Source organism: Pontibacter beigongshangensis (assembly GCF_014332515.1).
Lineage (GTDB): Bacteria > Bacteroidota > Bacteroidia > Cytophagales > Hymenobacteraceae > Pontibacter > Pontibacter beigongshangensis.
Window position 1 is genome coordinate 71,569 of record NZ_VFSD01000019.1, and the last position, 23,717, is coordinate 95,285.

At 50.3% G+C, this 23,717-nt stretch carries 21 protein-coding genes; 13 read left to right on the plus strand and 8 right to left on the minus strand.

Features of this window, described 5'->3' with window-relative positions; genetic code table 11:
• Positions 1-681, plus strand: a complete 681-nt coding sequence (locus FJM74_RS15505; RefSeq protein ID WP_187263544.1) for an ABC transporter ATP-binding protein — start codon at positions 1-3, stop codon at positions 679-681.
• 69 nt (positions 682-750) lie between these two features.
• Here FJM74_RS15505 and FJM74_RS15510 read toward each other — a convergent pair whose 3' ends face one another.
• Positions 751-1,122 (minus strand): GerW family sporulation protein, encoded by a 372-nt coding sequence (locus FJM74_RS15510; protein ID WP_187263545.1) that lies wholly within the window; start codon positions 1,120-1,122, stop codon positions 751-753.
• A 571-nt stretch (positions 1,123-1,693) separates the two neighbouring features.
• Between FJM74_RS15510 and FJM74_RS15515 the strand changes: the two genes are divergently transcribed.
• On the plus strand, positions 1,694-2,425 hold the full coding sequence (locus FJM74_RS15515; protein WP_187263546.1) for an outer membrane protein OmpK: 732 nt from the start codon (positions 1,694-1,696) through the stop codon (positions 2,423-2,425).
• A gap of 723 nt (positions 2,426-3,148) precedes the next feature.
• On the opposite strand, the gene FJM74_RS15520 is transcribed toward FJM74_RS15515, so the two are convergent.
• The gene (locus FJM74_RS15520) at positions 3,149-3,487 is read right to left on the minus strand and encodes a hypothetical protein (protein WP_187263547.1); all 339 of its coding nucleotides are present in this window, start codon (positions 3,485-3,487) and stop codon (positions 3,149-3,151) included.
• A gap of 678 nt (positions 3,488-4,165) precedes the next feature.
• A complete protein-coding gene (locus tag FJM74_RS15525) occupies positions 4,166-4,972 on the minus strand; it encodes a bestrophin-like domain (protein WP_241739196.1) in 807 nt (268 codons plus the stop codon).
• Between the two features lie 627 nt (positions 4,973-5,599).
• On the opposite strand from FJM74_RS15525, the gene FJM74_RS15530 reads away from it, so the two are divergent.
• The 5 genes from FJM74_RS15530 (at position 5,600) to mug (ending at position 11,410) form a co-directional block, all read left to right on the plus strand.
• Entirely contained in the window at positions 5,600-7,348 is a 1,749-nt protein-coding gene (locus FJM74_RS15530) for an ABC transporter ATP-binding protein (RefSeq protein ID WP_187263548.1), read from the plus strand.
• A 131-nt stretch (positions 7,349-7,479) separates the two neighbouring features.
• Entirely contained in the window at positions 7,480-8,004 is a 525-nt protein-coding gene (locus FJM74_RS15535; protein ID WP_187263549.1) for a hypothetical protein, read from the plus strand.
• 205 nt (positions 8,005-8,209) lie between these two features.
• Positions 8,210-9,676, plus strand: coding sequence for an N-acyl-D-amino-acid deacylase family protein (locus FJM74_RS15540; protein WP_187263550.1), 1,467 nt, complete (start codon positions 8,210-8,212; stop codon positions 9,674-9,676).
• 479 nt (positions 9,677-10,155) lie between these two features.
• Positions 10,156-10,791: an outer membrane beta-barrel protein gene (locus FJM74_RS15545; protein ID WP_187263551.1), complete on the plus strand. Its 636-nt coding sequence runs from the start codon at positions 10,156-10,158 to the stop codon at positions 10,789-10,791.
• Between the two features lie 70 nt (positions 10,792-10,861).
• Entirely contained in the window at positions 10,862-11,410 is a 549-nt protein-coding gene (gene mug, locus FJM74_RS15550; protein WP_187263552.1) for a G/U mismatch-specific DNA glycosylase, read from the plus strand.
• Here mug and FJM74_RS15555 read toward each other — a convergent pair.
• Together FJM74_RS15555 and hpf are read right to left on the minus strand one after the other, a co-directional pair.
• Entirely contained in the window at positions 11,407-11,832 is a 426-nt protein-coding gene (locus FJM74_RS15555; protein WP_187263553.1) for an STAS/SEC14 domain-containing protein, read from the minus strand. The two genes, mug and FJM74_RS15555, sit on opposite strands and share 4 nt — an antisense overlap.
• 570 nt (positions 11,833-12,402) lie before the next feature.
• On the minus strand, positions 12,403-12,708 hold the full coding sequence (hpf, locus tag FJM74_RS15560; protein ID WP_187263554.1) for a ribosome hibernation-promoting factor, HPF/YfiA family: 306 nt from the start codon (positions 12,706-12,708) through the stop codon (positions 12,403-12,405).
• Between the two features lie 492 nt (positions 12,709-13,200).
• On the opposite strand from hpf, the gene FJM74_RS15565 reads away from it, so the two are divergent.
• The 3 genes from FJM74_RS15565 (at position 13,201) to FJM74_RS15575 (ending at position 15,957) form a co-directional block, all read left to right on the plus strand.
• Positions 13,201-14,595 carry an MATE family efflux transporter gene (locus FJM74_RS15565; protein ID WP_187263555.1) on the plus strand — a complete coding sequence of 465 codons (1,395 nt, stop codon included), beginning with the start codon at positions 13,201-13,203 and terminating at the stop codon, positions 14,593-14,595.
• Between the two features lie 88 nt (positions 14,596-14,683).
• Entirely contained in the window at positions 14,684-15,121 is a 438-nt protein-coding gene (locus FJM74_RS15570) for a hypothetical protein (RefSeq protein WP_187263556.1), read from the plus strand.
• Positions 15,122-15,474: 353 nt separating this feature from the next.
• Complete coding sequence (locus FJM74_RS15575) at positions 15,475-15,957, plus strand: DinB family protein (RefSeq protein ID WP_187263557.1); 483 nt, start codon at positions 15,475-15,477, stop codon at positions 15,955-15,957.
• A gap of 180 nt (positions 15,958-16,137) precedes the next feature.
• On the opposite strand, the gene FJM74_RS15580 is transcribed toward FJM74_RS15575, so the two are convergent.
• Entirely contained in the window at positions 16,138-16,719 is a 582-nt protein-coding gene (locus FJM74_RS15580) for a pseudouridine synthase (protein WP_187263558.1), read from the minus strand.
• A gap of 354 nt (positions 16,720-17,073) precedes the next feature.
• Positions 17,074-17,532: a cold-shock protein gene (locus FJM74_RS15585; protein WP_187263559.1), complete on the minus strand. Its 459-nt coding sequence runs from the start codon at positions 17,530-17,532 to the stop codon at positions 17,074-17,076.
• A 271-nt stretch (positions 17,533-17,803) separates the two neighbouring features.
• On the opposite strand from FJM74_RS15585, the gene FJM74_RS15590 reads away from it, so the two are divergent.
• Positions 17,804-17,980 (plus strand): hypothetical protein, encoded by a 177-nt coding sequence (locus FJM74_RS15590; RefSeq protein WP_187263560.1) that lies wholly within the window; start codon positions 17,804-17,806, stop codon positions 17,978-17,980.
• Positions 17,981-18,432: 452 nt separating this feature from the next.
• Complete coding sequence (locus tag FJM74_RS15595; RefSeq protein WP_187263561.1) at positions 18,433-18,840, plus strand: hypothetical protein; 408 nt, start codon at positions 18,433-18,435, stop codon at positions 18,838-18,840.
• A gap of 421 nt (positions 18,841-19,261) precedes the next feature.
• Here the strand turns inward: FJM74_RS15595 and FJM74_RS15600 are convergent, their stop codons facing one another.
• Positions 19,262-20,698 carry an RtcB family protein gene (locus FJM74_RS15600; protein WP_187263562.1) on the minus strand — a complete coding sequence of 479 codons (1,437 nt, stop codon included), beginning with the start codon at positions 20,696-20,698 and terminating at the stop codon, positions 19,262-19,264.
• 628 nt (positions 20,699-21,326) lie between these two features.
• Between FJM74_RS15600 and FJM74_RS15605 the strand changes: the two genes are divergently transcribed.
• A complete protein-coding gene (locus FJM74_RS15605) occupies positions 21,327-23,642 on the plus strand; it encodes a TonB-dependent receptor (RefSeq protein ID WP_187263563.1) in 2,316 nt (771 codons plus the stop codon).
• Positions 23,643-23,717: the final 75 nt, after the last annotated feature.

The window sequence follows — 23,717 nt, forward strand, 5'->3', positions numbered from 1 at the left end:
ATGGGCGACATTATTCTGGAGGCCAGGCATATCCACAAGCAGTTCCACGACCCGGTTACCGTGCAGGTGCTCACAGATATAACTTTTTCTATCAGCAAAGGGGAGTTTGTGTCGGTTATCGGCAAGTCTGGCTGCGGCAAGTCCACGCTGCTTTACATTCTCTCCACCATGGACACCGATTACGAAGGGGAACTGCTGATAGACCAGGAGCCGATGACCCAAAAAACAGATGCCGAACTGGCCCGCATCCGGAACGCCAAAATAGGGTTCGTGTTTCAGTTCCACTACTTGCTCAACGAGTTTACGGTGCTCCGAAACGTAATGCTGCCCGGCCTGAAGCTGAACCAGCACAGCGAGCAGGAGGTGGAGCACCGGGCTATGGAGCGGCTGAAAATGCTGGGCATCGACCACCTGGCCCAGAAGATGGCCTACAGGATATCGGGTGGAGAGAAGCAGCGGGTAGCCATTGCTCGCGCCCTCATCAACGATCCCCACATTATCATGGGCGACGAACCCACCGGCAACCTCGACAACCGCAACAGCGACATGGTGTTCGATATTTTTAAGCAACTGGCCGAGGAGCATAACCAGACCCTGCTCATTGTTACCCACGACCAGAGCTTTGCCCAAAATACCGGGCGCATTATAGAAATGGAAGATGGCAGAATTGTCAGGCAATAAGGCGCCATTTCCAGGCTGTTGTTTGGGCCGTTAAAGGCCCTTAGGGTTGGAGCTGGGGTTTTTGGCTGCTTACCTGTGCAGCAGTTTAGCAACACTCCTTACCGTCAGCACGGCGAACAGCCCACTCAGCGCTACGATTTTAACGACGGTTTGCGGGTCGCGGATGGTGCGGAACCGGGTATTGCCTTCCTTTATCTCGATATAGCCCACTGGCATAATGCCCAAGCCGCCTCCGCCTCCTGATCCTTCTTCTCCGGCTTTAGTGCCAGCGCCACCGCCAAAGCCATAGGCCATTTTCGACACCGGTATAACCGTTACACCAGCCCGCTCCACAGCTTCTCCAAAAATATTTGCTGATTTAGCAGAAACGCCGAGTTTTTCGGCCAGCCGTTCTACAAAAGTGCTGGAAGCAGAGCTTCCTTGGGAAGGGTTATTTTCCATGATCGTTTATGTTTAGGAAGTGAAAATAGTCTTGTTAGGAGAATTGCACGAATTTACAACTTCTGGCTGTGTTATCCCGCAAACCCGCAGTTATGTGGCTACAGCCTCAAACCTTACCGGGCTTTTACTTTAACTAGCGATTACTGCTTTAGGTTTTCTGCAGAAAAACGTATCAGCTTTTGACTATTGCCCCTCCTCATTGATTTATTGAAAGGTTTAACGCTTGTAAAGCTTCCAAAAGGCGTGCTTGCCATAATTTCTAATTTTGATTTCTAATTTTTATTTTGGTGAAACACTACATAAAGTCCTTCGTCTGGACGAGCTAAAGCAAATTTTAAGGTGCGGAAGCCTGATTATGCTAATAAAAAATGCCCTCATCAGGTATTTCTCTTTTCTGCTGCTGCGCAACAACAGGTATTACGAAGCTCGTGCTATTAAATTTATTGGAATGTTCTTACCGGCTTCTTTAATTCAAGGTATTTTGTGAAGATATTTGCGCGCTTCACTTTACTAACCAGAACATATGTATCCAAGCACATGCAGGTCTGCCGCCCGGCTTCAAAAACCGACTTTGTGGCTAGCGTTAACTTTTATGCTGGCCCTGCTCACTTCGCTGCAGTCGGCCGCGCAGGTAAATTACAAAGGCGGCTCTAATGTGCAGCTCCTGTATGGCCGCCACCTGCAGCACTCCGGGCAATTGGCCACCATTACCTTGGAGCACTTCGGCGATTACGGTGCATGGGAACATTTCGGATTTACCGACTTATTCAACAACGCGACGCTGGCCGGGCCGGATCTATACCTGGAGTGGTACCCCAAACTGAGCCTGAGCCGTATTACCGGCAGCGACCTTAGCTTTGGGCCGCTCAGCGATGTGCTGCTCGGAGGAGGTGTAAACGTACTGTTTGGCGGAACCGAAGATTTTTTCGCCTCGGTGGTAGGTCCCTCGTTTAAATTCAGGATTCCCGGCTCCGGTTTGCTGCAACTCGAAACCTATTACTACAAGCAGAATGGTGCGGCGTACAAAGGCACTTACCAGATAACACCCAGCTGGGACATTCCGCTGCCCCTTACCGAGAAGGTGAGGCTGCGCTTCAGGGGCTTTATGGATTTTATCGGCGACCGGGGCCCCGGCAGTTCCCAATACCTGACACAGCCTCAGCTTTTTGTAGACATGGGAAGCCTGTGGGCTAAACCTGGCAAAGTATACCTCGGCTCTGAGTGGCGCTACTGGAAAAATGTGGTAGGAATTGAAGGGCTGGATGAGTCTATCCTGCAGGCCAACATCCTGTTTAGTTTATAAACAGGCACTATAACCAGATAAGTGTCTTCGGAATAATACGGTTAAATTTTGAACGGCGTAAAGTGCTGCCAGAGAACACGAAGCCTGTGTCATACGCCTGCTTTCGTATCAGCAGCCAGGCTATGGTGGTGTAAAAATCTTCAGGAAGGAAGATTATCATCTGGCAAAGAAAAACGGCTTTTTATAATGCCGGTAAGTTTGCCGGCACCCAAAAAAGCCCCACCCGCTGTGCCGGAATATCCGAAGCAGCGGGTGGGGTAAGTAACTGTGGTTTAAAGCTGGCAGAGTCTGTAAAATCTGCTGCCAGGCCAGGAAAAATTCCAGATAATAATAAATCAAAATGATTATCCAGCGGCTTAAATACAACTTATGATGCCACTGATATCACTTGCTATGCTTATCTAAATTAGTACTTTAAGCATCTTTATGTCGAACAGGTATTAATGCCAAAGTCTGGCTATTATCAAAATATTTATTTTTAATAACAGTGAATACCCTGATAAGTTGAATGAATAAATTGGTCGTTTCTTTCATGATTACTTTTTATGGTATAATTTAATTACGGCTTATTTCGAAAACAAACCGGGAATATTTAAAAAATGTTAGAAATTTTAAAAAATAACTAAAATTTAACTTTTATAATATCGGTGTTAAAACAACAAACAAATTTGATGCCATATTAATACAATTATAACAGGCCAGGCACCGAATTGTTTGCCCCCTTTACTCAGGCAGTACAATATAGTGTTCTTCGTGGTTAAAAAAAAATGTTTTGTTTCGAACGGCCTCTACATCAGCGCGTAGGTTGTGGTACAGGTGCCGGATCAGGTAAGAATCCACACTTTGCTGGCTCAGGTACTGACAGAGGGCATCCAGCCTGGCCAGATAATCCTCGTCATTTTCTGTTGGCGGCAGCGTGATATCCAGAAATTTGTCGATGATGAGCAGGTTCTGGAAAATGGCCTGATGCCGGATAATAGTGGAGCGCAGACCGGCAACGATGATGTAATACTTTGATTTCATGCTCCCGTCGTCGGGAACATATTTTAGCTCTAATGACATAATGGTGGTGTTGTATCAACCCAAAAACAAACCGATATACGCTACGATATAAGTCGGATCAGAATTAATGTGTGAATACATCTTGCCTGCGTGCCTTGGCTAAAAGCGATAAGAAGGAGATATGCATAAAGATACCACACTACAATGGTAATGACTAATGAAAGCCCTGATTATTTATCACCCCCTGCCTTTGCGGGCAGCTGCCGCTGTAGAGGTTAAAAATCCATCCGGCCTGTGTTAATAAATAGCATCCCCTGTTGAAATACGCTGCTGGCGCAGGCGATCTGCTTCAGCTTTGCATTTTAAGATAAGGCACGTCCTTTAGAAAGGCTTAAGTGCCTTAGACCATCCTTAGCAGTAAGGGGGCTGCAGTGGGTGTCTTACCGGATTATTCAAATCAAAATGCCCCTCCGGAGCTTATTGCTGCTGCTGCTCCAAGTGCCTTCCAATGATCGGGTACGTTTTAGAAACAGAGAGCGAGGGAGCTTTGGAATTATGCTAATTAAAAAGGCCCTCCAGAGCTCTCCTCCGCTCCATCTATGCCACAGATGTAACCGGGATACTCGTAGGATAGCATCACTTGAACACTCCAGCGCGTTGGCTGCCTTCCTGCAGGCGTAATAGAGCAGGGGCGGCGGCAGGTTTCAGCATCAGGCTTCGCCGGAGTCTTTGGTAGGCCTACATCTTCCAGGGCTTGTCTGCAGTATAGAAGTTCTTTAGTTGCATCATGCTATCCTGGTTCACCTTGATAATACCTCGTTTGGGCCTGTCGAGGTCTATGATGATAAAGACCACCAGGCAAATCAGAAAGGTCATCAGCAGAGCCGGGATAGAGCTTCTTTTTTTGCCCAGGCCACTGGCATAGCCCACCAGTGCCCCAGACATGATAAACACGATGAAGAGCAGAAACAGGATTACCTCCGGTACATGCAGCATAAGCAGCGCGTTGCTTTCTCCCTGTGCATCGATCATGCTGTTGAGTGCCTCGATATAATACCCGGTCGTAACCTGCCTCGGGTCGATTCGTGCTGCGCGTACGGCATTTATCCAAATGTCGCTTTGCAGTTTTCGGGTCTCCTCGTTCAGGAGTTCCTGTTCGCTTACCCTGGCATAGGCTGTCTTGCTCACGGCAATGCGAAGGTTGACGTACTGCTGAAGTTGTGAGTAAGTGAGGCTGTCGTAAGGGTGCGGGAGCAGCTTTGTTCTGAGCAGAACGGTTCCGATGGCACTGGCCTCTTTTATAACGGCCTGGCTTCTGTTGTTATACCGCTGCAGCGCCATGTTAAACGTAAAGCCAAGGATCAGGGCCAGCAAACCCAGAGTTCCTGCCTGAATGGTATTGGTGTGCGCTTTAACATCAACATCGGTTCTGACCTGGAAGTAGTGGCCCAGCCGGTATCCTGCCTCGTTGGCGAGCAGGATCAGCCCAAAGAGCGCAGCCACAATTATAATACTGTTCTGGTCGTACAAAATTTCCTTCTCCATTTTTTACCAAATTAGTAGGATATAAGCAGTCAGAGCTCCACTAGTTGCAGCTAAAGTGTATACGCGCCACCCTAGATTCGAGTAGGTATAGATAGGAAAACTCATCGCCACCCCTCTGCCAGATTATTCAAATCAAAATGCCCCTCCGGAGCCTCTGCTGCCGGGTCTAAAAGGGCTGCTGCGGAAAAATAAGGAACTAGCTTTAAGGGAGAACGTCTTCAGGTGGCAGGCTGCACGGGATTTTTTTAGAAAAGGAATATTTTTTCCTACATGATGGAAGATATTATAGACTGCGTCTCAACCTTTCGGCATCAGCAATGGCATCACCCTGAGAAAAACGACACACGTATCACGTAGCACGACATTCTATTTGTTGTATAAAAGGTCGATCAAATTCCGATAAGTTGAGTCGTTGTCTATAATTAGCGGAATTATGGGACAATTGGTAGGAAACCGCCTTTAAGAGCAAAGGAATAGCAGCGGGGAAGCCAGCCTTTAAAGGCCTGGAAATTCATAGTGGGCAGGCATTAAAAAAATAAATAGTAATTTCATGATCGCTGGATTATGAGAGGTTGCATCGTGCGTTCAATTCTCAGCCAGCGCTCATCTCTTTGACTTAAACGAAAGATGTCAAACTCAAAAAAACTCCGGAACGTAACCATTGGCCATGTGTTTAAAACCATTATCTGGCCCCGGAAAAAGTACCTGGCCATCGGGCTGGTGCTGATCATCATCAGCCGACTGGCTGGTTTGATTTTGCCAGGCGCCAGCAAATACCTGATTGATGATGTGATACCGAATGCCGACAAGACCATGCTCAAATGGCTGATCCTGGCAGTGGGAGCAGCCATAGTGGTGCAGTCTGTCACTTCCTTTGCCCTGACCCAGATCCTGAGCGTGGAGGCGCAGCATCTTATTGCGCAGCTGCGGGCCAAGGTGCAGCGGCACATTATTCAGTTGCCCATCCGCTTCTTCGACAATACCAAAACAGGCGAACTCGTTTCCCGGATCATGACGGACGTGGAAGGGGTGCGGAACCTGGTCGGCACCGGCTTTGCCCAGATGGTCGGCGGCGTGCTGACCTCGCTCATCTGCCTGGTGCTGCTCGTCTACATCAGTCCGCTAATGACCTTGTATGCTTTGGTGCCGGTGGCCATTTTTGGCGTCATTTCCTTAAAGGCTTTCGGCAAGATAAGGCCGATCTTCAGGGAGCGCGGTGTGATAAATGCCGAGGTGACAGGCCGCCTCACAGAGACCCTGGGTGGCGTACGCGTGATAAAAGGGTTCAATGCGGAGGTGCAGGAAATCAGAAGTTTCGAGGATGGCGTAAACCGGCTTTTCCTGAACGTGAAGAAAAGCCTGATCACGACCAGCTTTGTAACCAGTTCGGCTACACTCCTGCTTGGCTTTGCCTCGCTGGGCATTATGGGCATAGGTGGTTACCAGATTATGAACGGCGACCTTACCTTTGGCGATTTCCTTGCCTTTACGCTGTATCTGGGTTTTATGATTGCGCCAATCCTGCAGATGAGCAACATCGGGAGCCAGCTGACAGAGGCCTTTGCCGGCCTGGATCGGACCGAAGAAATACTGAATATGCCCCTGGAAGACGATGGCGGGCACAGAACCCTAACCCCCGGCTACATACAGGGCGATGTGGTGTTTGATAATGTTTCGTTTGCATACGAGCCCGGAAAAGAAGTGGTGAAAAATATCAGTTTCAGGGCACCAGCCGGCTCTGTTACCGCCCTGGTAGGAACATCGGGTTCCGGCAAGACCACCATTGCTGGCCTGGTGGCCTCTTTCCTGAACCCCGAAAGTGGCACCATAACCGTAGATGGCCACGATCTGCAGAAAATTAGTTTACAAAGCTACAGAAGCCAGCTGGGCGTGGTCCTGCAGGACGACTTCCTGTTTGAAGGCACTATCCGCGACAATATACGCTTCCCGCGCCCCGATGCCACAGAAGAGCAGCTGCTCCAGGCGGTGAGCGCGGCCCATGTACATGAGTTTACCGATCGTTTTGCAGAAGGCCTGGATACCCTGATCGGGGAGCGGGGCGTGAAGCTGTCGGGTGGCCAGCGGCAGCGCATTGCCATTGCCAGGGCCATCCTGGCCGACCCGCGCATCCTGATCCTGGACGAAGCCACCTCCAACCTCGACACCGAAAGTGAGAGCCTGATCCAGGCCAGCCTGAAAGCCCTGATGCAGGGTCGCACCACCTTCGTGATCGCCCACCGCCTGAGCACCATCCGCCAGGCCGACCAGATTCTGGTGATAGAGCAGGGCCATATTGCCGAGCAGGGCAGGCACGAGGAACTGCTGGAGAAGGAGGGCAGGTATTACCAACTGTATACTTATCAGGCAAGAATTTAGTGCCTGAAGATTTCCTGCCTCTTAATTGTTGAAAGCCTCTGCTGCTACAACTTTTGGCGAAATATTCAGCGGATTAACAGGTGAATTTTATAAATATTTTCCTAAATATGTGCTGGCCAATTAATTCGTGCATGAAAATACTTCTACCCTTGTTAGGCTCGCTTTTGCTGACTTTACCAGCAGTGGGGCAAAAGATTTCTTTTAACGAATTGTTGAAATTACGGGAGGTCCGAGAGCCTAAAGCGTTGCACCGGAGATTAACCATGAAAGGTTACAAAATGGTATCTGATACGGCCCCGACGGAAGGAAAATCTGGTATTGCCGCCTGGGGTTATAAACCGAAGGGTACAGAAGCTGTGGCCTGGGTGTGGTTTTATTATGGCATTGCCAATGGCAGGTACAACGTTATCAGCTATCAGCCAGACTGCAACTGTTCGATAAGCTACTTCGAGAAAAAAATGAAGCGTTTGAATATGAGGGTGCTGGAGGAAGAACAGGTAATTGAGGAAAAGGATAAGACTTATTCTCTGACAAGTTACGTGGGGTACCGGCACGTAATCCGTGTTCTAAAACAGCAACAGCCTCATGATTTTTTCACCATTGAAGTTTATGACAAAGACTTTTACAAAGGATTGAAAGAACAAGGAATTCTATGATTTAGTACTACTTAACACTTGGTTTTGAGCCTTTCATCCGTACTGCTGTTTTCTGCAGAGACTCTGTGCGGGTATAGAGCAGAAGTTTCAGACGCCAGTCAGCGAGAGAGGTGGTTCCTGAAATCATCCATACCGGCATAACTCCTTTATAACTGCAGGGCCCGGCTTACGTTAGCTAGAAAATCATTTAAAGCAATCGCGCGCCATGACCTTCGACCTTCTCATAACCAACGCCACCGTCCTCGACGGCACTGGGCAGGATCCTTTCCAGGCTACTGTAGGCATCCAAAATGATATCATAACGCTCATCGACAGGCAGCAGGAAAACCAGTATGAGGCCGCCAGAACCATAGATGCCACCGGCCTGACCCTTACGCCCGGCTTTATAGATGCGCACGCACATGGCGAGCCGCTAGCAGAGCCGGAGTTTCATAATTTCCTGGCCATGGGCGTTACCACCATCTGCCTGGGGCAGGATGGCTTCAGCCCCGATCAGGAAGATGTGCGCGGGTGGATGGACGAGGTGGATGCTGTAAAACCGGGGGTGAACATTATCCTGTTTGCGGGCCATAATACCCTGCGCATGCTCTCTGGGGCCAAATACGACCCAGTTCCGTCCGAAGCGCATTACCTGAAAATGGAGGAACTGCTGGCGGATGCCATGCAGGCGGGCTGTTTCGGCCTGACCACGGGCCTGGAGTACAACCCCGGCTACTACGCCGGCAGTGCCGAACTTAACAGGCTGGCAAAAGCGGTGGGCAAACACAAGGGCATGCTCATGAGCCACATGCGCAGCGAGAGCGACGATGCCATAGCCGCGGCCATAGACGAGCTGCTGGAACAGGGAAACTATTGCCCGGTGCAGGTATCGCACATAAAGGTGGTGTATGGCAAGGGCCGGCAAAGAGGCGAAGAGATTCTGGAGCAGCTCCGGCGGGCCAGGGCGCGGGGCATACAGGTAACCGCCGATTTTTACCCCTACACCGCCAGTTACACCTCCATCGAAATCCTTTTTCCGGAATGGGCCAAAAAACCCTTCGATTATGCCGAAGTAGTAAGGACCAGGGGCGAGGAACTAAGGGAATTTCTGAAAGAAAAGATCTTGTTTCGGAACGGACCGGAAGCGACCCAAATAGGTTCGGGACCTTTTAAAGGCAAAAAACTATCGCAGATTGCAGAGGCACTGCACAAGCCGTTTGAGCTGGTGTTGCTGGAGGACATTGGTCCGTATGGTGCCTTTGGCGCTTATTTTATAATGGATGAGGAACTGCAGGAAACGCTGCTGCTCGACCCCTACACCATGATCTGCACCGATGGCAGCCCCACCATGAACCACCCCCGCAGCTTTGGCGCCTTCGCCCGCGTGCTCGAAACCTTTGTGAAGCAAAGACAACTGCTGCCCCTGCAGGAAGCTGTCCGGAAAATGACCGGGCTAACAGCCGAAACTATTGGGCTGGCCGATCGGGGTTTTGTCAAGGAAGGCTATAAAGCCGACCTGCTGCTTTTTGACCAACAGGAAATTAAAGCCACTGCCACGTATGAGGAGGCCCGGCAACTGGCAACCGGGTTCCGGTACATCATCCTGAACGGGCAACTGGTAAAGGAGCAGGACCAGATTAGCCCCGGCAGAAGTGGCAGCATGCTCCGGAAAGCCTACGCTCCGTCAGCATAAAAACAGGCTTCTTCCTAGAATTATGCTAATGAAATTGGCCCTCCCGAGCCCTCTGCTGCTGTACCTGCTCGGGAGATGCTCTGCTGTAGCTCTACACAAGCACGCTATCGGGTGCTCAGGATGGACGTTTATAGAATGCTCCCGAACTTCCCATCCTTCAAAGTTTTATTTTTTCAATCTCGACAGAAAGAAAAAAAGTCCTGCGTGCTGTTTCGGAAGGTGCTGCAAAATCCGGTGCCCGAATTTCTGCCACTGTCTGGAAATGTGCTTTAGTTATTGGCCAGTATTTTATCAATAACCGGCGTGGTAGTATCGCGGAGATAAGAACAGCCTGCAACAAGATGCAGACTTTAAGAACAATTTGTCATAATCGGAGTTAATAAAGCAAGCGTGTGCCGTGTTCAGCCAATGTTTAGAGGTTATCCAATTAAATCTGGCTCACTTGTACTTGCCTCTGCACATGTTAACCTGCCAAAACGATGAAAAAATTAGCACTTATTGTTGTACTGCTTCTGGCCATGTTCCGGGGGGAAGCCCAGAACCGGGGCCTTTTTGCCAGAAACCAGCCAGACCCCGACGAGCGGAAGATATGGGTAGGAGCCCAGATCGGCCTCAATGCCTTCACGCTCTCTTCAGATCCTAACCTTGTGGATTCCGGGATAGGGCTGGGCTGGCAATTGGGCCTGTTTACCAGAATAGGTTCGGAGCGGTTTTATCTGCAACCTGGCCTCGAATACATGAGCCATACCATTTCTAATGTGGAGCGGGCTGTGGGAGTAAATAACGTGGTGACAGATGATGTGGGGCTGCGCTATCTGCGCTTTCCGGTAATGGCTGGTTTTGTGGTGGGCGACTCCTTTAGCCGTGATCCGCGCTTGCGCCTACTCTTCGGCCCGTCGCTGGAGTACAACATTGGAGTGCGCCAGAATAATACAGGACTGGCCCGAAGAGACATACGGAATGCACAGTTCGCCCTGAACGGTGGCCTGGGCTTTGACCTCTGGATATTGAATTTTGATGTGCTCTACCACCATCATTTAATGACCACCCTTATTTTTGGTAACGCCGAAGGCAAGCGGAGAGGCTTTTCTGTCAGCGCCGGCATCCGGTTTTAGGTAAATGGCCAGGTCGCAGCCCATACCCGGCTGGCTTTATCCTGAAAACCCGGAAAACCATTTTCCACACATGGCTTACAAACCCACCAAAGCAGAACTGGCGGCAGCTATAGAGCGCACCGTTCCCGATGTAATCGCTCCAGACCTAAAAGTATTGTTCTGTGGCATAAACCCGGGTGTGTACACGGCGGCGATAGGGCATCATTTTGCGAGGCCAGGCAACCGTTTCTGGCCTGCCTTGTATGCCGCAGGCTTCACGCCCCGGCAGTTGTTGCCTGCAGAGCAAGAGCAACTGTTAGCGCTTGGCCTCGGCATTACCAACGTAGTGGAGAGGGCAACCGTAGCTGCCGCTGACCTGGGCAGGGAGGAGCTGCGGCTGGGAGGCGAGGTGCTGGTGAAAAAGGTGCTGAAGTACCGGCCACAGGTGTTGGCCTTGCTGGGAATTTCGGTGTATGAGGCGGCATTTGGGCAGAAGGGGAGTGGCATAGGGCTGCAGCCGCTGACAATTGGCGCTACTCAGGTTTGGGTATTGCCAAATCCAAGTGGCCTCAATGCTCATTTCCCGCCCAGGCGCCTGGCTGAGGTGTATCGGGACCTGCGGGAGTATTGTTTCTTTTAAGCTTTTTTATGGTCTGCCGCATGCTTTTGCCGCAACCAATCTTCTGCTTTTGCTCTGTCGTCGAACACGCTTGCCTGAAACGACTTTAGGTTTTCATAAAATGCTGCTGCTGTAGATCCTGCAAATGTTTCGGGAGTGGTGATCATCGCAAAATACTGCAGCCCGGCCTGTGCAGCACGTGGCGCCCAGTCGTTCAGGACCCATTCCAGGGAATGGGTCCAGCCGCCAATAATCAGGCGTGTGTCGTTAAGAACCGAGTGGTAGCCGGCGTCAGCGAGCGCTTTTGTATAGGCGAGCGCCCCGTTTTTTACATTCTCTTCTGTCAGGTAGCCCATCCAGTTCACATGCACCCACTTGTTTTTATGGTCCACTTCAATGGTGAGGTAAACTCGCCCGAAGGGGTTGTTAAGCTCTTGTTTCATACGTTTGCCATAAAAATTTATCAGAAGACCGTTTGAAAGCCGCTTTTCAGGGGGAGTTGCCTGTGCTTCCCGGGTTGGTTTGTGTCTGCTCGTGCCCGCCAGCGTAAATTTAACAGGTTCCGGGCAATTATTTCAATCAAAAAGTATATCCTGCCCGGGTGCCTTCTGTTGGGGATGCTGCTAACGCCTGAAGTTTAACAACAGCAGCAGCGAGCTCCGAAGGGTGTTTTTGATTAGAATAATTTGCTTTCTGAGCCTCTTGCTTCTACTACACCGTCAGTTTTTTTTAGCCGGGAAGTTGGCCCGCTGCTGATATTCCGCTAATCGCAGGACTGCTGTCAGGAGTGAGGCTGGCGCTCATGCTGGGTGCGGCCACAGAAGTGTTCAAAAGAAGCCTCCTGCTGCCCCCCAGGTAGGATTCAGGGACAGCAGCAGGAGGCTTTCAGAAGAGGCTTTCAAACCAGTGCTTCTCCAATTTAATTTTTAGGGATATTTAAGGCTTGTAGGGCTACCGGAAAGCAAAGCTGCCATCATTTCTAATTTCTGATTTCAATTAGGTGAAGCCCCACGCTACCTTTTTTCGAGCTGCCGTTTGAGTTTTTCCTCCACGTTTTTCAGCAGTTCGTACCAGTTATCGCCTTTGTCTTCCGCGAAAACATCATTTCCCGGGATACCGACGCGCATGCTTACTTTTTTTGAGTCGGTGGCATGATTCGATTCCTCTTTGAAATAAACATCAATCGAGTCTATCTTGCTGGCGTGTCGTTTCAGCTTTGAGATGGCATTGCGCAAAAACTGCTGAATGTCGTCCGAAATCGAAATATCCACTGCCTGCACATCTATCTTGATTCCTTCGTAATTCTCTGTATAATTCATAAGCTTCTTAAATAATAATTTTGCCGGATGAGCAGGGCTCAACTATGGGAGCCTCTGCTTCTTTACAACTAAGTTTAAACGGGGGCGAGGCTTATAGGTTAAGCGGAGCGCGGTATTATCTGACTTTTGCAGGCCCCAATTTGCCAGGTCGCACCTACAGTTGCTGTCTCTGACCAATAGATTCTAACCTGGCAGACTCGACTCATAGCAGTACTGTGTATTAATGATGCCGGCCCGTCCGCAGCACCGCCACCCAGCCTTGAAACTACGTGAAGTTGCAGTGCCTAAGCCCTGGAGGGAGCATGCCGAAGTCTTGGCTAAAGCATAGGTCAGAAGCCAATATCTGCTGCCCCTGATGGTGAAGAGTCTGAAATTTTGTTCAATTTTACTTCTGGTTCTATCCGCATCAATGAGCGGGGAAACACAATAGGCAGCTTACATATACCAACCTGGCCTTACCTCTACGTGGGTAAAGGCATAAAGGGCAACACTATGAATCGTTATAAGGCATTTCTGCAGCTTGTTTTGGATGCCATTAGGGGCAAGGAACAGGATTACACCACCCTGGGAATTAAAAGCAGCATTGTGCTGCTGGCCATTCCCATGATCCTAGAAATGCTGATGGAGTCTTTGTTTGCAGTGGTCGACATTTTTTTTGTGGGCAGACTGGGTTCCGAAGCCCTCGCCACTGTCGGCCTCACAGAATCTGTCCTGATGATTATCTATGCCGTGGGCATGGGCATCAATATTTCGGCCACAGCTATGATCTCACGCAGGTTTGGCGAGAAAAACTATGTGGAGGCCGGCAGTATTACCTTCCAGCTTCTGATAACAGGTATGGTGCTGGCGCTGCTGATGGGAGGCCTGGCTACCTACTATGCCGGCGATATCCTGACACTTATGGGCGCTACTCCTGAAGTGCTGGCGACCGGTCTTGCCTATACCCGGATCATTTTTGCCGGTAATATTGCCATTATCCTGCTTTTTCTGATCAATGGTGCTTTCCGGGGAGCCGGAATGCCGCACCTTGCCATGCGCGCCCTCTGGCTTGCCAACGGCGCTAATATTATCCTGGACCCGCTTCTGATTTTCGGGATCGGCAGCTGGCCTGGTCTGGGGCTGGAAGGAGCTGCCTGGGCTACCACGGCCGGCAGGAGTCTTGGCGTGGTGTACCAGCTCTACCACCTCTTTAACGGGCGGCACCTGCTGAAGATAGGGCGAGAAAATGTGGCCGTTAGCTTCCCCATCATCTGGCGCATCTTAAAGCTCTCCTCAGGTGGGGTTGGCCAGTACCTGATCGACTCCGCCAGCTGGATTTTCCTGACCCGGCTCATTGCGGAGTTCGGAAGCAATACGCTGGCGGGTTATACCATCGCCTTCCGGATCATTAGTTTCACGCTGCTACCGGCCTGGGGCTTATCGGCGGCGGCGGCCACCCTCGTGGGCCAAAACCTGGGAGCGGCCAAAGCCAAGCGTGCAGAGGTTGCCGTCTGGCTCACAGCCAGGTACAACATCATCTTTATGGCAGGCATTACGCTCCTGTTCCTGCTGTTTGGCACCAGGCTTTCCGGCTTGTTCTCCAGCAACGCCCAGGTTATTGCCATCTCTTCGGAGGCGCTGCAGATTATTACCCTGGGCTATATCTTTTTTGGGCTGGGCATGGTGATGGTGCAGGCCTTTAACGGAGCCGGCGACACCCGCACGCCCGCCCTTATCAATATTGGGGTTCTTTGGATGATCGAGATTCCGCTGGCCTACCTGATGGCCATTACCCTGCACCTGGAGGCAACCGGCATTTTTATCGCCATTGCCTTCTGCCACTCCTTTCATGCGCTGGTAAGCTGGTGGCTGTTCCGGAAGGGAAACTGGAAAAAAACAAGGGTCTGATTTTAGCGCATCAGGTTTATTTTGAATTTTGCTGGCAGAAATTGAACTTACTATTCTATCTTTACGACCGACATCAACTACTACAAACATGTATACAGGACTACAGCATTTACACTCTTACCTGGCTTACCTGGTGCTGCTGGGGCTGCTCATCAGCATTGGAGCTGCACTGGTTGGCTTATCCGGCAACAGACTCTTTACCGACAAAGACCGAAAGCTCGGCCTGTTCGGGCTGATCGCCACGCACCTGCAAATTGTTTTTGGCCTGATTCTGTACTTTGTCTCGCCACTGGGTGTTTCCAATTTCTCCGGCCCCAACATGAAAGACTCCGTTTCAAGGCTTTACATGCTGGAGCACCCGCTCATGATGGTTATCGCCGCAATACTGGTAACGGTGGGCTACTCCCGTGCCAAACGCATGGTCGGCAACGGCACAGGAGGTTTTAAAAGCATCGCCATTTTCTACATAATAGCCCTGGTCCTTATCCTGGTGCGCATACCCTGGGTATCCTGGCCGGGTAACTAGTGCTTCGCCTGATTAAAAGCTCAGCAGTAGAAATTCAAAGTTAGCGTGCCCCGGCATTGTTTGCAGCGCCCAGGGCATTTTGTCTTTTTTTGAATTGGTGGAGTGGCTGAAATAATACTGACCAATTTACCGCCTGAAAAGCCTCCCCACGAAAGGGAGGCTTTTTTGTTTCAGTCAGGATTTGGAAGATGCAATTTTGCTCCGATTGAGGCACCTCTATGGGGTATGCCCTCAAATTATTTGAATGAAATTGGGCCTCCGGAGCTTTTGCTGCTCCTGCCGCCGCTTATCCGGGTTTCCCGCTAACATCTGTCTTTTCCGTACGTTAGCAAGTAAAACCGCCTTGATTAGCTATGAACAAAGATCAATTACTACGCGACCACCTCACCAGGCTTATGCGGTGTGGGCAAGCCTTTATGCCGCTGCAGGAAGTGCTGCAGGGGATTACGGTGGCCGATGCCGGAAAAACCGTAAAGCACCTGCCTTACACCCTCTGGCAACTGATAGAGCACCTGCGCATCGCCTTATACGACATCCTGGACTTTACAAGGAATCCTGCTTACCAGTCGCCGGCATGGCCCGATGGCTATTGGCCGGAAGAGTACGCCCCGGCCGACCAGGCGACCCTGGAGGGCAGTATCAGATCCATAAAAGCCGGCGTGGATGCGATGGTGGAGCTGGTGCAGGACCCGGCCAACGATCTGTTCAAGCCCTTTCCACACGGAAACGGCCAGACCCTGCTCCGCGAAGCGCTGCTGGTAGCCGAGCACAATGCCTACCACCTGGGCGAAATAGTGGTTTTTAAGCGGCTGCTTGGGAAATGGGATAAGGTTTGATGGCAGGGAGCAGCATCTTTCTAAAGTGCTTGCCCTGTAACTTGCTTTAGCTTGCTGATACCAGAAGAGACTACCACTGCTGCCATCATCTCTCATTTTGAACTTCTGATTTTTTTAATTTGTCGAAGCCCGCGTCTCTTGCAGCCTCTGCTACAGAGGAGGTTAGGAAACGAGGTGCGGCTATGTATTTCCCAGCACATCTGAGAAATTTTCTGCTTCCTGAACGGCTCCAGGTTGCAGGTCACGGAGGAGTATTCCCCCGATCCTGACTCTTACCAGCCGCAGGGTCGGGAAACCCACCGCTGCGGTCATTTTGCGCACCTGCCGGAATTTACCTTCCTTAACCGTGATAGACACCCAACTGGTGGGGCCATGCCTGTCGTCGCGGATCTTGCGGATGCGCTCGGCAAAGCCGGGGGCAGCTGTAAGTTTGTGTGCCTGGCAGGGCAGTGTCTGGTAGGTTATTTTGTTCACGCTTATGTCCACACCCTGCTGCAGCTGCGCAATGGCCTCAGGGCTTATATCGCCATCAACCTGCGCCAGGTACTCTTTCTCAACGTGTTTGCTGCGTACGAGCTCACTCATTTTGCCATCGGTGGTCAGCAGGAGCAAGCCTTCGCTGTCCTGGTCGAGCCGGCCAATGGCCATGGTGCCTTCCGGGAAATCATGCAGGTCGCCCAGCAGTTTTTTGTTTTTATGATTGCTCACAAACTGGCTGATAAAGCCATAAGGTTTATGTACGATAAAATGTCGGTGTTTCATGCATTAAAAAAATAGCCGGCTATGGTCTACCTGGCAAGACCTGAGAAGGTGGGCAACCTGTGCTGAAGGGAAATGGAAATTTTAAATGAACTGCCCTGCGTACCTGGTGGCAGGTAGGAAGCCTTTTGCAATTCCGGCGTCTGGCAGGCAGGTGCAAAGTGCCGAAAGTTGCGCCAAAGAAAGCGGCGTTCTGGCTCTGCCAAAAAATCGATGCTCGGCCACTGCAGGCCAAAGCCAGCGGTAGCTGGAGATACAGGTGGCGGTGCCGGTTAAGAGATTTACCAGCACCGCGCCCGCCATCAAAAGTTAAATCAGTTTATCAGGAAATGCGCATTCCCCAGCCGGAAGAGGTGCCTAAGCAACAAGTCTTACTCTTACCGCATTAGGACCTTTAGGGCCCATCTCTACTTCAAAAGTTACTCTATCATTTTCTTTGATAGTGTCCACAAGGCCATTTACGTGTACAAACACACTCTCCTGCGTCTCATGATCCTTGATAAAGCCATAGCCTTTGGAGTCGTTAAAGAAAGCGACAGTTCCTTTCCTGATCGCGTCTGCCGGATCAGCTGCTTCCTGTTTCGATATGCCTATCTGGATATCTTCCTGCTTAATGACCTTTTTCTTTTTGGTAGGGTCCGGAGGAGTGGAGGTAATGTTGCCGTTATCATCCACGTAGGCCATCATCTCATCCAGGCTTTGTCCTTTGCTGGCACTGGCTTTGCGCTCTTCCTTTTTCTGCTCCTTGTCCTGTTTCTTTTTCTGTCTTTTCTTCTCGTTTTCTTTTTTACTGAAAGTTTCCTGTGATCTACCCATGATGTTTAAATATTATTTGCAAAAATGCTTTATGTATGCTTAACTAACCGGTTTGCCTATACCAGTGCAAAGACCCGATTACTTATCTTTATACGTACTTAATTCATATACTGTAACTTGTAAGCATGGCAGTTTTAAAAAAAAATGACCTATATACAATATTACGAATTTAATTGCGATTAATCAGTTCCTCCTGCCTTGCCAGGCAAATTAATTGGGCCTTCTGATTTAAATCTAGCTATCCCTCACAGCTTCTCCTGCAGGAAATCTAATGGCAATCCGACTTCTGAAACCGGTAGGAGAGTATGTGCTGAAGTCCGGCATGATGAACCGGAACTGGCAAGGTGCAGCAGCAGACAGGTGTTCCTGTGGAGAACTGGTCTTGGGGGGCTTCGGCATTGGAATAATTTCTCCTGCCTCTCCCCAACTACCTGCTCCGCTACAATAGAGAGCATATTATACTGATTCTGGTTCCATACCCGGTTTTTACAGAATATTTTAGCTTCAGAATCGTGTTCACTTGGTGCAGTACCTGAGCGTGTTAAGGCAAAAGCCGGCCAATACAGGATGCTTTATGTAATCAGCGGGGATTTCCTGGCTAACCTTTTCTACAGGATCCCAGTTAACTATAGGGAATGATACCGCATAATCTGCCTAAAAATGTTTCTAGAGAGTATGTGCCAGTAGACGGCACTTAACTTGAAGGCTTGGGTGTAGACGCCTAAAAGGCAAGTGCTTATAACACTGATGGATTAGGTTTTCATGATTTTGTCCGTATTAAAACTGATTTAAGTGCTAAATATTATAATAATGGCACTTATCCAATTTTTTTATTGTAGTATTGTTGGTCGAAAATAAGAGCGTGACTCTGGGACAGACTAGGAAAATTAATTAGCAGAAATGAATTTTTTCGATTTAAAAACCGGCTACATCGTTGCAGCATTCCCTGATTTTGAATCAGCCTTTGCAGCCACAGAAGATTATTCCGGGCAAGGATTTAAAACTGTTTACCTGAATGAGGTCAGTCATGTGCAGGAGGGTGAAGTGGTGGAGTATGTGCTCAAATATGAGTCGCAGCGCAAGTTCTATTTCCACAACTACCATGCCTCCAAAAGCAACGACCTGAAGCTTACGGCTACTGACAGCCTCAGAACAGCGCTGGAGGTGCTGGAACAAAAGAACCGCCTGGCAGCCAAGTTCCTGGTAATCGTAGCGCCCAAAAAGGCATCCAGAAATAATCCGAAAGAGCTGACCAAAGCCATTTCGCAGTTCAAGGCTGTGGAAGTGCCTGTTAAGCATGCCCGTTAGCTAACAATAGTAGTAGCGGGCGGCCACTAGGGAAGCGGGCTACAAGGGCTGCCAATCAGGACGGCACTATAACAAAGGGCTTGGAGCCAGTTTTCAAACTGCTCCCACGCCCTTTTTCATTTTTGTCCATGCTTTTAGGAGCTTCGCCAGGTTCAGAGATACAGCATCAGAGCTCCTTCCTGCTGTTTTCCTCACAGCCAAAGAAGCCTATATCAGCTGCTCTGTAATGTTAGAGTCGCTGGTTTATTCTGACGAATTTGCTTCATCCACTATCATTTGGATTCTGCGCTTTAAGTTTCTGTGCGTTGTCCCCGGACGGTGCCCTGTGGGTATGGCAGCAATTGGTCTGATTCATGCCAAGAAGGGTCAGTCAGGTGACAGACCCTGGGGATAAAGGCCAGCAAATGAAGCAATAGTAGCATTAATCCACTTCCACATATTTTTTGTCGTCGTTCATCCTGACAATTTTCGGGTAGAAGGTTCCGGTAATCTCTACCAGGTCCTGCTGCGAGGCCATTACCTGGTGAATATCCTTGTAGGCCATGGGCGACTCGTCCAATCCTGATCCGAGCACATCTACGCCAGCCTTTTGGAGGTGCTTTCGCATCTGGGGCTGCGAAAGTGTTTTTATAGCCTGGGTTCTGGACATGGTTCGTCCGGCTCCGTGAGAGGCCGAGTTCAGGGAAGCAGCGTTGCCTTTGCCGCGCACGATAAACCCCGGCGTAGCCATGGTTCCCGGAATAATGCCCTGCACGCCTTCTGCTGCCGGTGTAGCGCCTTTGCGGTGCACAATAACCTCCCGACCCAGGCTGTCTCTTTCCTTCCAGGCGAAATTGTGGTGATTCTCGATTTTAGCCAGTGGGGCCTCACCCAGGTCTGCTGCCAGCCGCTCGTGTATCTGGTGGTGGCAGGCTGAGGCGTAGTCGCCGGCCAGGTTCATGGCGAGCCAGTATTCCTGGCCCGCTTCATAGTCGAGGTCGAGCCAGGCCAGGTGCCGGGCTTCTTTGGGCAAGGGGCAAGAGTCCATGGCTACCTTGGTATAGTAGCTGGCAATATTTGCCCCCAGGCGGCGGGAGCCGGAGTGGGAGAGGAGCGCCAGGTACTTGCCTGGCGGCAGGTCAAAGTCGTTTTCGGCAGCGTGTATCTCTACGGTTCCGAATTCCACAAAATGGTTTCCTCCTCCCGAAGTTCCTAACTGCTGAAAGGCCCTTTCACGGAGTTCCCGCACCACCGGAATTTCTGAGAACTCAGGGCGCTCCATGATCTCGTGGTGCATCGGTCTTTTAAAGGAGGCATTCCCAAAGCAGGTGTTGTCGAGGAGCATGCGCTGCAGCTTTTCCCGATTCTTGTCTATAAAGCCGGCATGAATATCGAAAATGCTCATACTCATCCGGCAGCCAATGTCCACACCCACGCCATACGGTATAACGGCGTTATGCGTGGCCAGCACGCCCCCCACCGGCAGGCCATAACCCTGGTGCGCGTCGGGCATGAGGGCCCCGGCCACCGTTACGGGCAATCGCATGGCAATCTCCATCTGGTCGAGAGCTCCCTGCTCTATACCAATGGCGCCATAAACGACATATGGCTGTTTCTCCGGTTTCAGGGCAATAGGAGCGGCCTCCTGCTGCGCCAGAATGGCCTGCGCCAGCGGACCCAGGGTAGTATGCATCTGGTACTGATCCGGTGCGGCCATGACATCCTGCAGCAGCTCGATCTGGTGCTTTTTGCCTAACTCGGTATAGTAGGTATGCACAAGGTTAAGGGCAGTGCCCATCGGTTTGCCAGCCGGAAAACCCAATCGCAGCAAATCGGCGGAAGTAAGTTTGGAGGAGGTTCTGTTCTTATCTTTCTTCATAGTTCTCAGTGGCTTCAGGTTTACCTTTTACGAAGTTGCCTGTGAGTTGATTTGCAGAACACCAGCAAAGGCATTAGTTGCTTATCCTCCAACTGTAAGTACAGGACTGACTTGCCCCAGCAGCTACCGTTTCAGCAAGTGAACACAGCTGTTCCTGCCTCTTTTTTGAAAGCAGTAAAAAAACACCCTCTTACGCTTCCCAGAAAATTCACCTGAGAAGTGCGGTCAACTAACTCACAACGAAACGTGCCGGTAGCAAGAGGGGCTGAAATTCCGAATTATTCAAATAAAATAAGCCCTCCGGAGGCCTTTTATGCTGCTGCGGAGCGGTTAGCTCCTCCAGCATAACTTGCTTGCAGGCACTTTGTGGTTTTTGTTTTTTCAGGATCATGCGTCCTCCACCCAGGTGAGCCGTAGTCGTGCCATGCACAGCCGGAAAGACCCGCATGCTCTGTTCTTAAAACCATATGGGTGGCTGCAAATTAACTGGTCGGTTAAGCTATTGAACAGCAGGCAGTGGGTAAGCAAAAGAATTATTTAGAAATTTTCTAAATAATTCTTTTGCTTCCGGATTTCCCTCTCTAAATTTGGCCACTCTTTAGAATGAATCTAAACAAAAGCTTGCGCTATGTACCGTATATTTACTTTTATAATTGTTGTTTTATCTGCCACCCAAATCACCTTTGCTCAAAGCCTGGGGAGAATTGAAGGGCGTGTTATCTCGGAGCGAAACGAGCCGCTCACTGGTATCAGCATCGCGTTAGAAGGCACCAACCTGGGCACCACCACCGACGAAGAAGGTAAATATGTGATCAGAACGGTGCCTGCCTCTACCTACACACTGGTGGCTCTCGGGCTTGGTTACACCACCGTAAAACGCCAGGTAGAAGTGAATGCAGGATCCACATCAACAGTTTACCTGCTGCTGTCTTCCAAAGCTACCGCTCTTGGAGAAGTGGAGGTTACAGCCAACACCAAAGGCGAATTTATCCAGCCAATCGGTTCGACGGCAACTAAAATGGAGGCCCCGATCAAGTCGGTGCCACAGTCGGTACAGATCATTTCCCGTCGGGCCCTGGACCAGATGCAGGTGATCCGGCTGGAGGATGCCATGCGGAATGTAAGCGGCGTAACCATGGAAACAGGCTTCGGCGGCCGTACCGATATTTTCCAGATCAGGGGCTTCAGGACCAGCACGGAGAGTATCTTTAAGAACGGCTTTCGTAACAGTGTGCGTACTTATCGCGAAACGGCCAACATTCAGCAAATAGAAGTGATGAAAGGCCCTGCTTCCGTGCTGTATGGTGTAAGCGACCCTGGCGGCATGATCAATGTAACGACGAAAAAACCAACGGCCTACACGTTTCAGGATGTCCAGGTAACGGCAAACAGTTTCGGCCAGGTGCGTCCTGCCATCGATTTGGGAGGCTCTTTTAATGAGAATAAAACATTCAAGTACAGGCTGAATGCGGTGTATGAAAAAGGAAATACTTACCGTGATTTTGTCAGTACGGAGCGCCTTTTTGTTGCTCCTGCGCTTACCTACGATTTCTCGGAAAAAACCTCACTAACGGTAGAAGCGGAGTTCCTGAATAACGATCAGGCTTCGGATCGCGGCATCTTTTCTGTGGGTGGTGTGATACCGGATGTGCCCGCGAGCCGCTCGGTTGGTGAGCCAGACAACAAGGGCATCCACCAGAACCGCCTGGTGCAGTACAACCTGCAGCACCGTTTAAATAATGTCTTCAGCCTCCGCCATGCCTCCAACTTCAATTATTCTTCTGAAGGGAGAACCGTTATCGAGCAGGTGAGCGTGGTAAAAGGCTCTAATTCCAGGATCACACGGCGGCTGCAGGACCAGTACAACTACGAGCGTAACTTTGCCACACAAAACGAACTGTACGCTACTTTTAACACAGGCCAGGCTTTTGAGCATAAAGCAGTGGTAGGGGTAGAGGCCTCCAGATCGATGTTCGACATCTGGTTTAAACGTGCCGCCTACGATACGCTGGATATCTATAACCCGCAGTACGAGCGCAAATCAAAACCTTTTGATAAACTGGTGCTCGGCGATGATTACCGTGATAACACCAGTCTGACAGGCATTTATGTGCAGGATTTCCTATCTATAAACCAGCGCCTGAAATTGCTGTTGGGTGCCCGTTATGATTTCTGGGAGCAGGAAAATGTAAGTGCCAAAGAAAAGACCACCACTTCACAGCGCAACACAGCCTTTAACCCGCGAATTGGGGTGCTCTACGAAATGTACGGGCCAGTATCGGTGTACGGTAACTGGTCGAGAGGATTTCAGCCGGAGATAGGCCGCACCAAAGAAGGGGATGTGTTTAAACCAGTTACCTCCGACCTGATGGAAGCCGGTACCAAAATTGGCTTGCTCAACGATAAGGTCAACTTTAAAGCAGCCTATTTTAACATTACCCGAACCAATGTGCCGGTTCCGAGCCCGGAAGATGTTAACTTTAATATACAGGTTGGCGAAGTGCGGAGCGAGGGGGTAGAAACAGATGTTACCGGCGAAGTGCTCCCTGGCCTGAATGTGATTGCCACGTACAGCTACACAAATGCCCGTGTTACCAAAGATACGAAGGAGAGTAATATCGGAACTGCTTTCAGGGGCGTGAGCAAGCACAGCAGCAGCCTCTGGACAACCTATGAGCTGCAGGGTGGCCTGCTGCAGGGGCTTGGCTTTGGAGGCGGTTTCAGCAGCTATGGCGACCGGCCGGTCGATGCCACTGACAGCTTCAGACTCCCCGGCTACACGCGCTACGATGCCACTGTATACTATGGCAACAAGCGGTTCCATGCAGCGGTTAACGTGCGGAACCTGACGAATGTCCGGTATTACGAAGGATCTCAATCGGCTACCGCTATTATGCCTGGCGCTCCGCGGCATGTGCAGGGTACGGTGGGCATCAAGTTCTAGCCTGCACAAGGTTTCAGGTGAGCATTTGCCTACGGCGCAGCTCTTTTGGAGCCATGCGCCGTAGGCCTTTAAGTA

Bases quoted from the DNA above. Each gene is read 5' to 3' on its own strand.
- FJM74_RS15545 (WP_187263551.1), top strand. From the start codon at position 10,156: ATGAAAAAATTAGCACTTATTGTTGTACTGCTTCTGGCCATGTTCCGG.
- FJM74_RS15555 (WP_187263553.1), bottom strand. From the start codon at position 11,832: ATGAAACAAGAGCTTAACAACCCCTTCGGGCGAGTTTACCTCACCATT.
- FJM74_RS15530 (WP_187263548.1), top strand. From the start codon at position 5,600: ATGTCAAACTCAAAAAAACTCCGGAACGTAACCATTGGCCATGTGTTT.
- FJM74_RS15585 (WP_187263559.1), bottom strand. From the start codon at position 17,532: ATGGGTAGATCACAGGAAACTTTCAGTAAAAAAGAAAACGAGAAGAAA.
- mug (WP_187263552.1), top strand. From the start codon at position 10,862: ATGGCTTACAAACCCACCAAAGCAGAACTGGCGGCAGCTATAGAGCGC.
- FJM74_RS15525 (WP_241739196.1), bottom strand. From the start codon at position 4,972: ATGGAGAAGGAAATTTTGTACGACCAGAACAGTATTATAATTGTGGCT.
- FJM74_RS15575 (WP_187263557.1), top strand. From the start codon at position 15,475: ATGAACAAAGATCAATTACTACGCGACCACCTCACCAGGCTTATGCGG.
- FJM74_RS15535 (WP_187263549.1), top strand. From the start codon at position 7,480: ATGAAAATACTTCTACCCTTGTTAGGCTCGCTTTTGCTGACTTTACCA.
- FJM74_RS15600 (WP_187263562.1), bottom strand. From the start codon at position 20,698: ATGAAGAAAGATAAGAACAGAACCTCCTCCAAACTTACTTCCGCCGAT.
- FJM74_RS15505 (WP_187263544.1), top strand. From the start codon at position 1: ATGGGCGACATTATTCTGGAGGCCAGGCATATCCACAAGCAGTTCCAC.
- FJM74_RS15565 (WP_187263555.1), top strand. From the start codon at position 13,201: ATGAATCGTTATAAGGCATTTCTGCAGCTTGTTTTGGATGCCATTAGG.
- FJM74_RS15510 (WP_187263545.1), bottom strand. From the start codon at position 1,122: ATGGAAAATAACCCTTCCCAAGGAAGCTCTGCTTCCAGCACTTTTGTA.
- FJM74_RS15520 (WP_187263547.1), bottom strand. From the start codon at position 3,487: ATGTCATTAGAGCTAAAATATGTTCCCGACGACGGGAGCATGAAATCA.
- FJM74_RS15595 (WP_187263561.1), top strand. From the start codon at position 18,433: ATGAATTTTTTCGATTTAAAAACCGGCTACATCGTTGCAGCATTCCCT.
- FJM74_RS15570 (WP_187263556.1), top strand. From the start codon at position 14,684: ATGTATACAGGACTACAGCATTTACACTCTTACCTGGCTTACCTGGTG.
- FJM74_RS15580 (WP_187263558.1), bottom strand. From the start codon at position 16,719: ATGAAACACCGACATTTTATCGTACATAAACCTTATGGCTTTATCAGC.
- hpf (WP_187263554.1), bottom strand. From the start codon at position 12,708: ATGAATTATACAGAGAATTACGAAGGAATCAAGATAGATGTGCAGGCA.
- FJM74_RS15605 (WP_187263563.1), top strand. From the start codon at position 21,327: ATGTACCGTATATTTACTTTTATAATTGTTGTTTTATCTGCCACCCAA.
- FJM74_RS15590 (WP_187263560.1), top strand. From the start codon at position 17,804: ATGGCAATCCGACTTCTGAAACCGGTAGGAGAGTATGTGCTGAAGTCC.
- FJM74_RS15540 (WP_187263550.1), top strand. From the start codon at position 8,210: ATGACCTTCGACCTTCTCATAACCAACGCCACCGTCCTCGACGGCACT.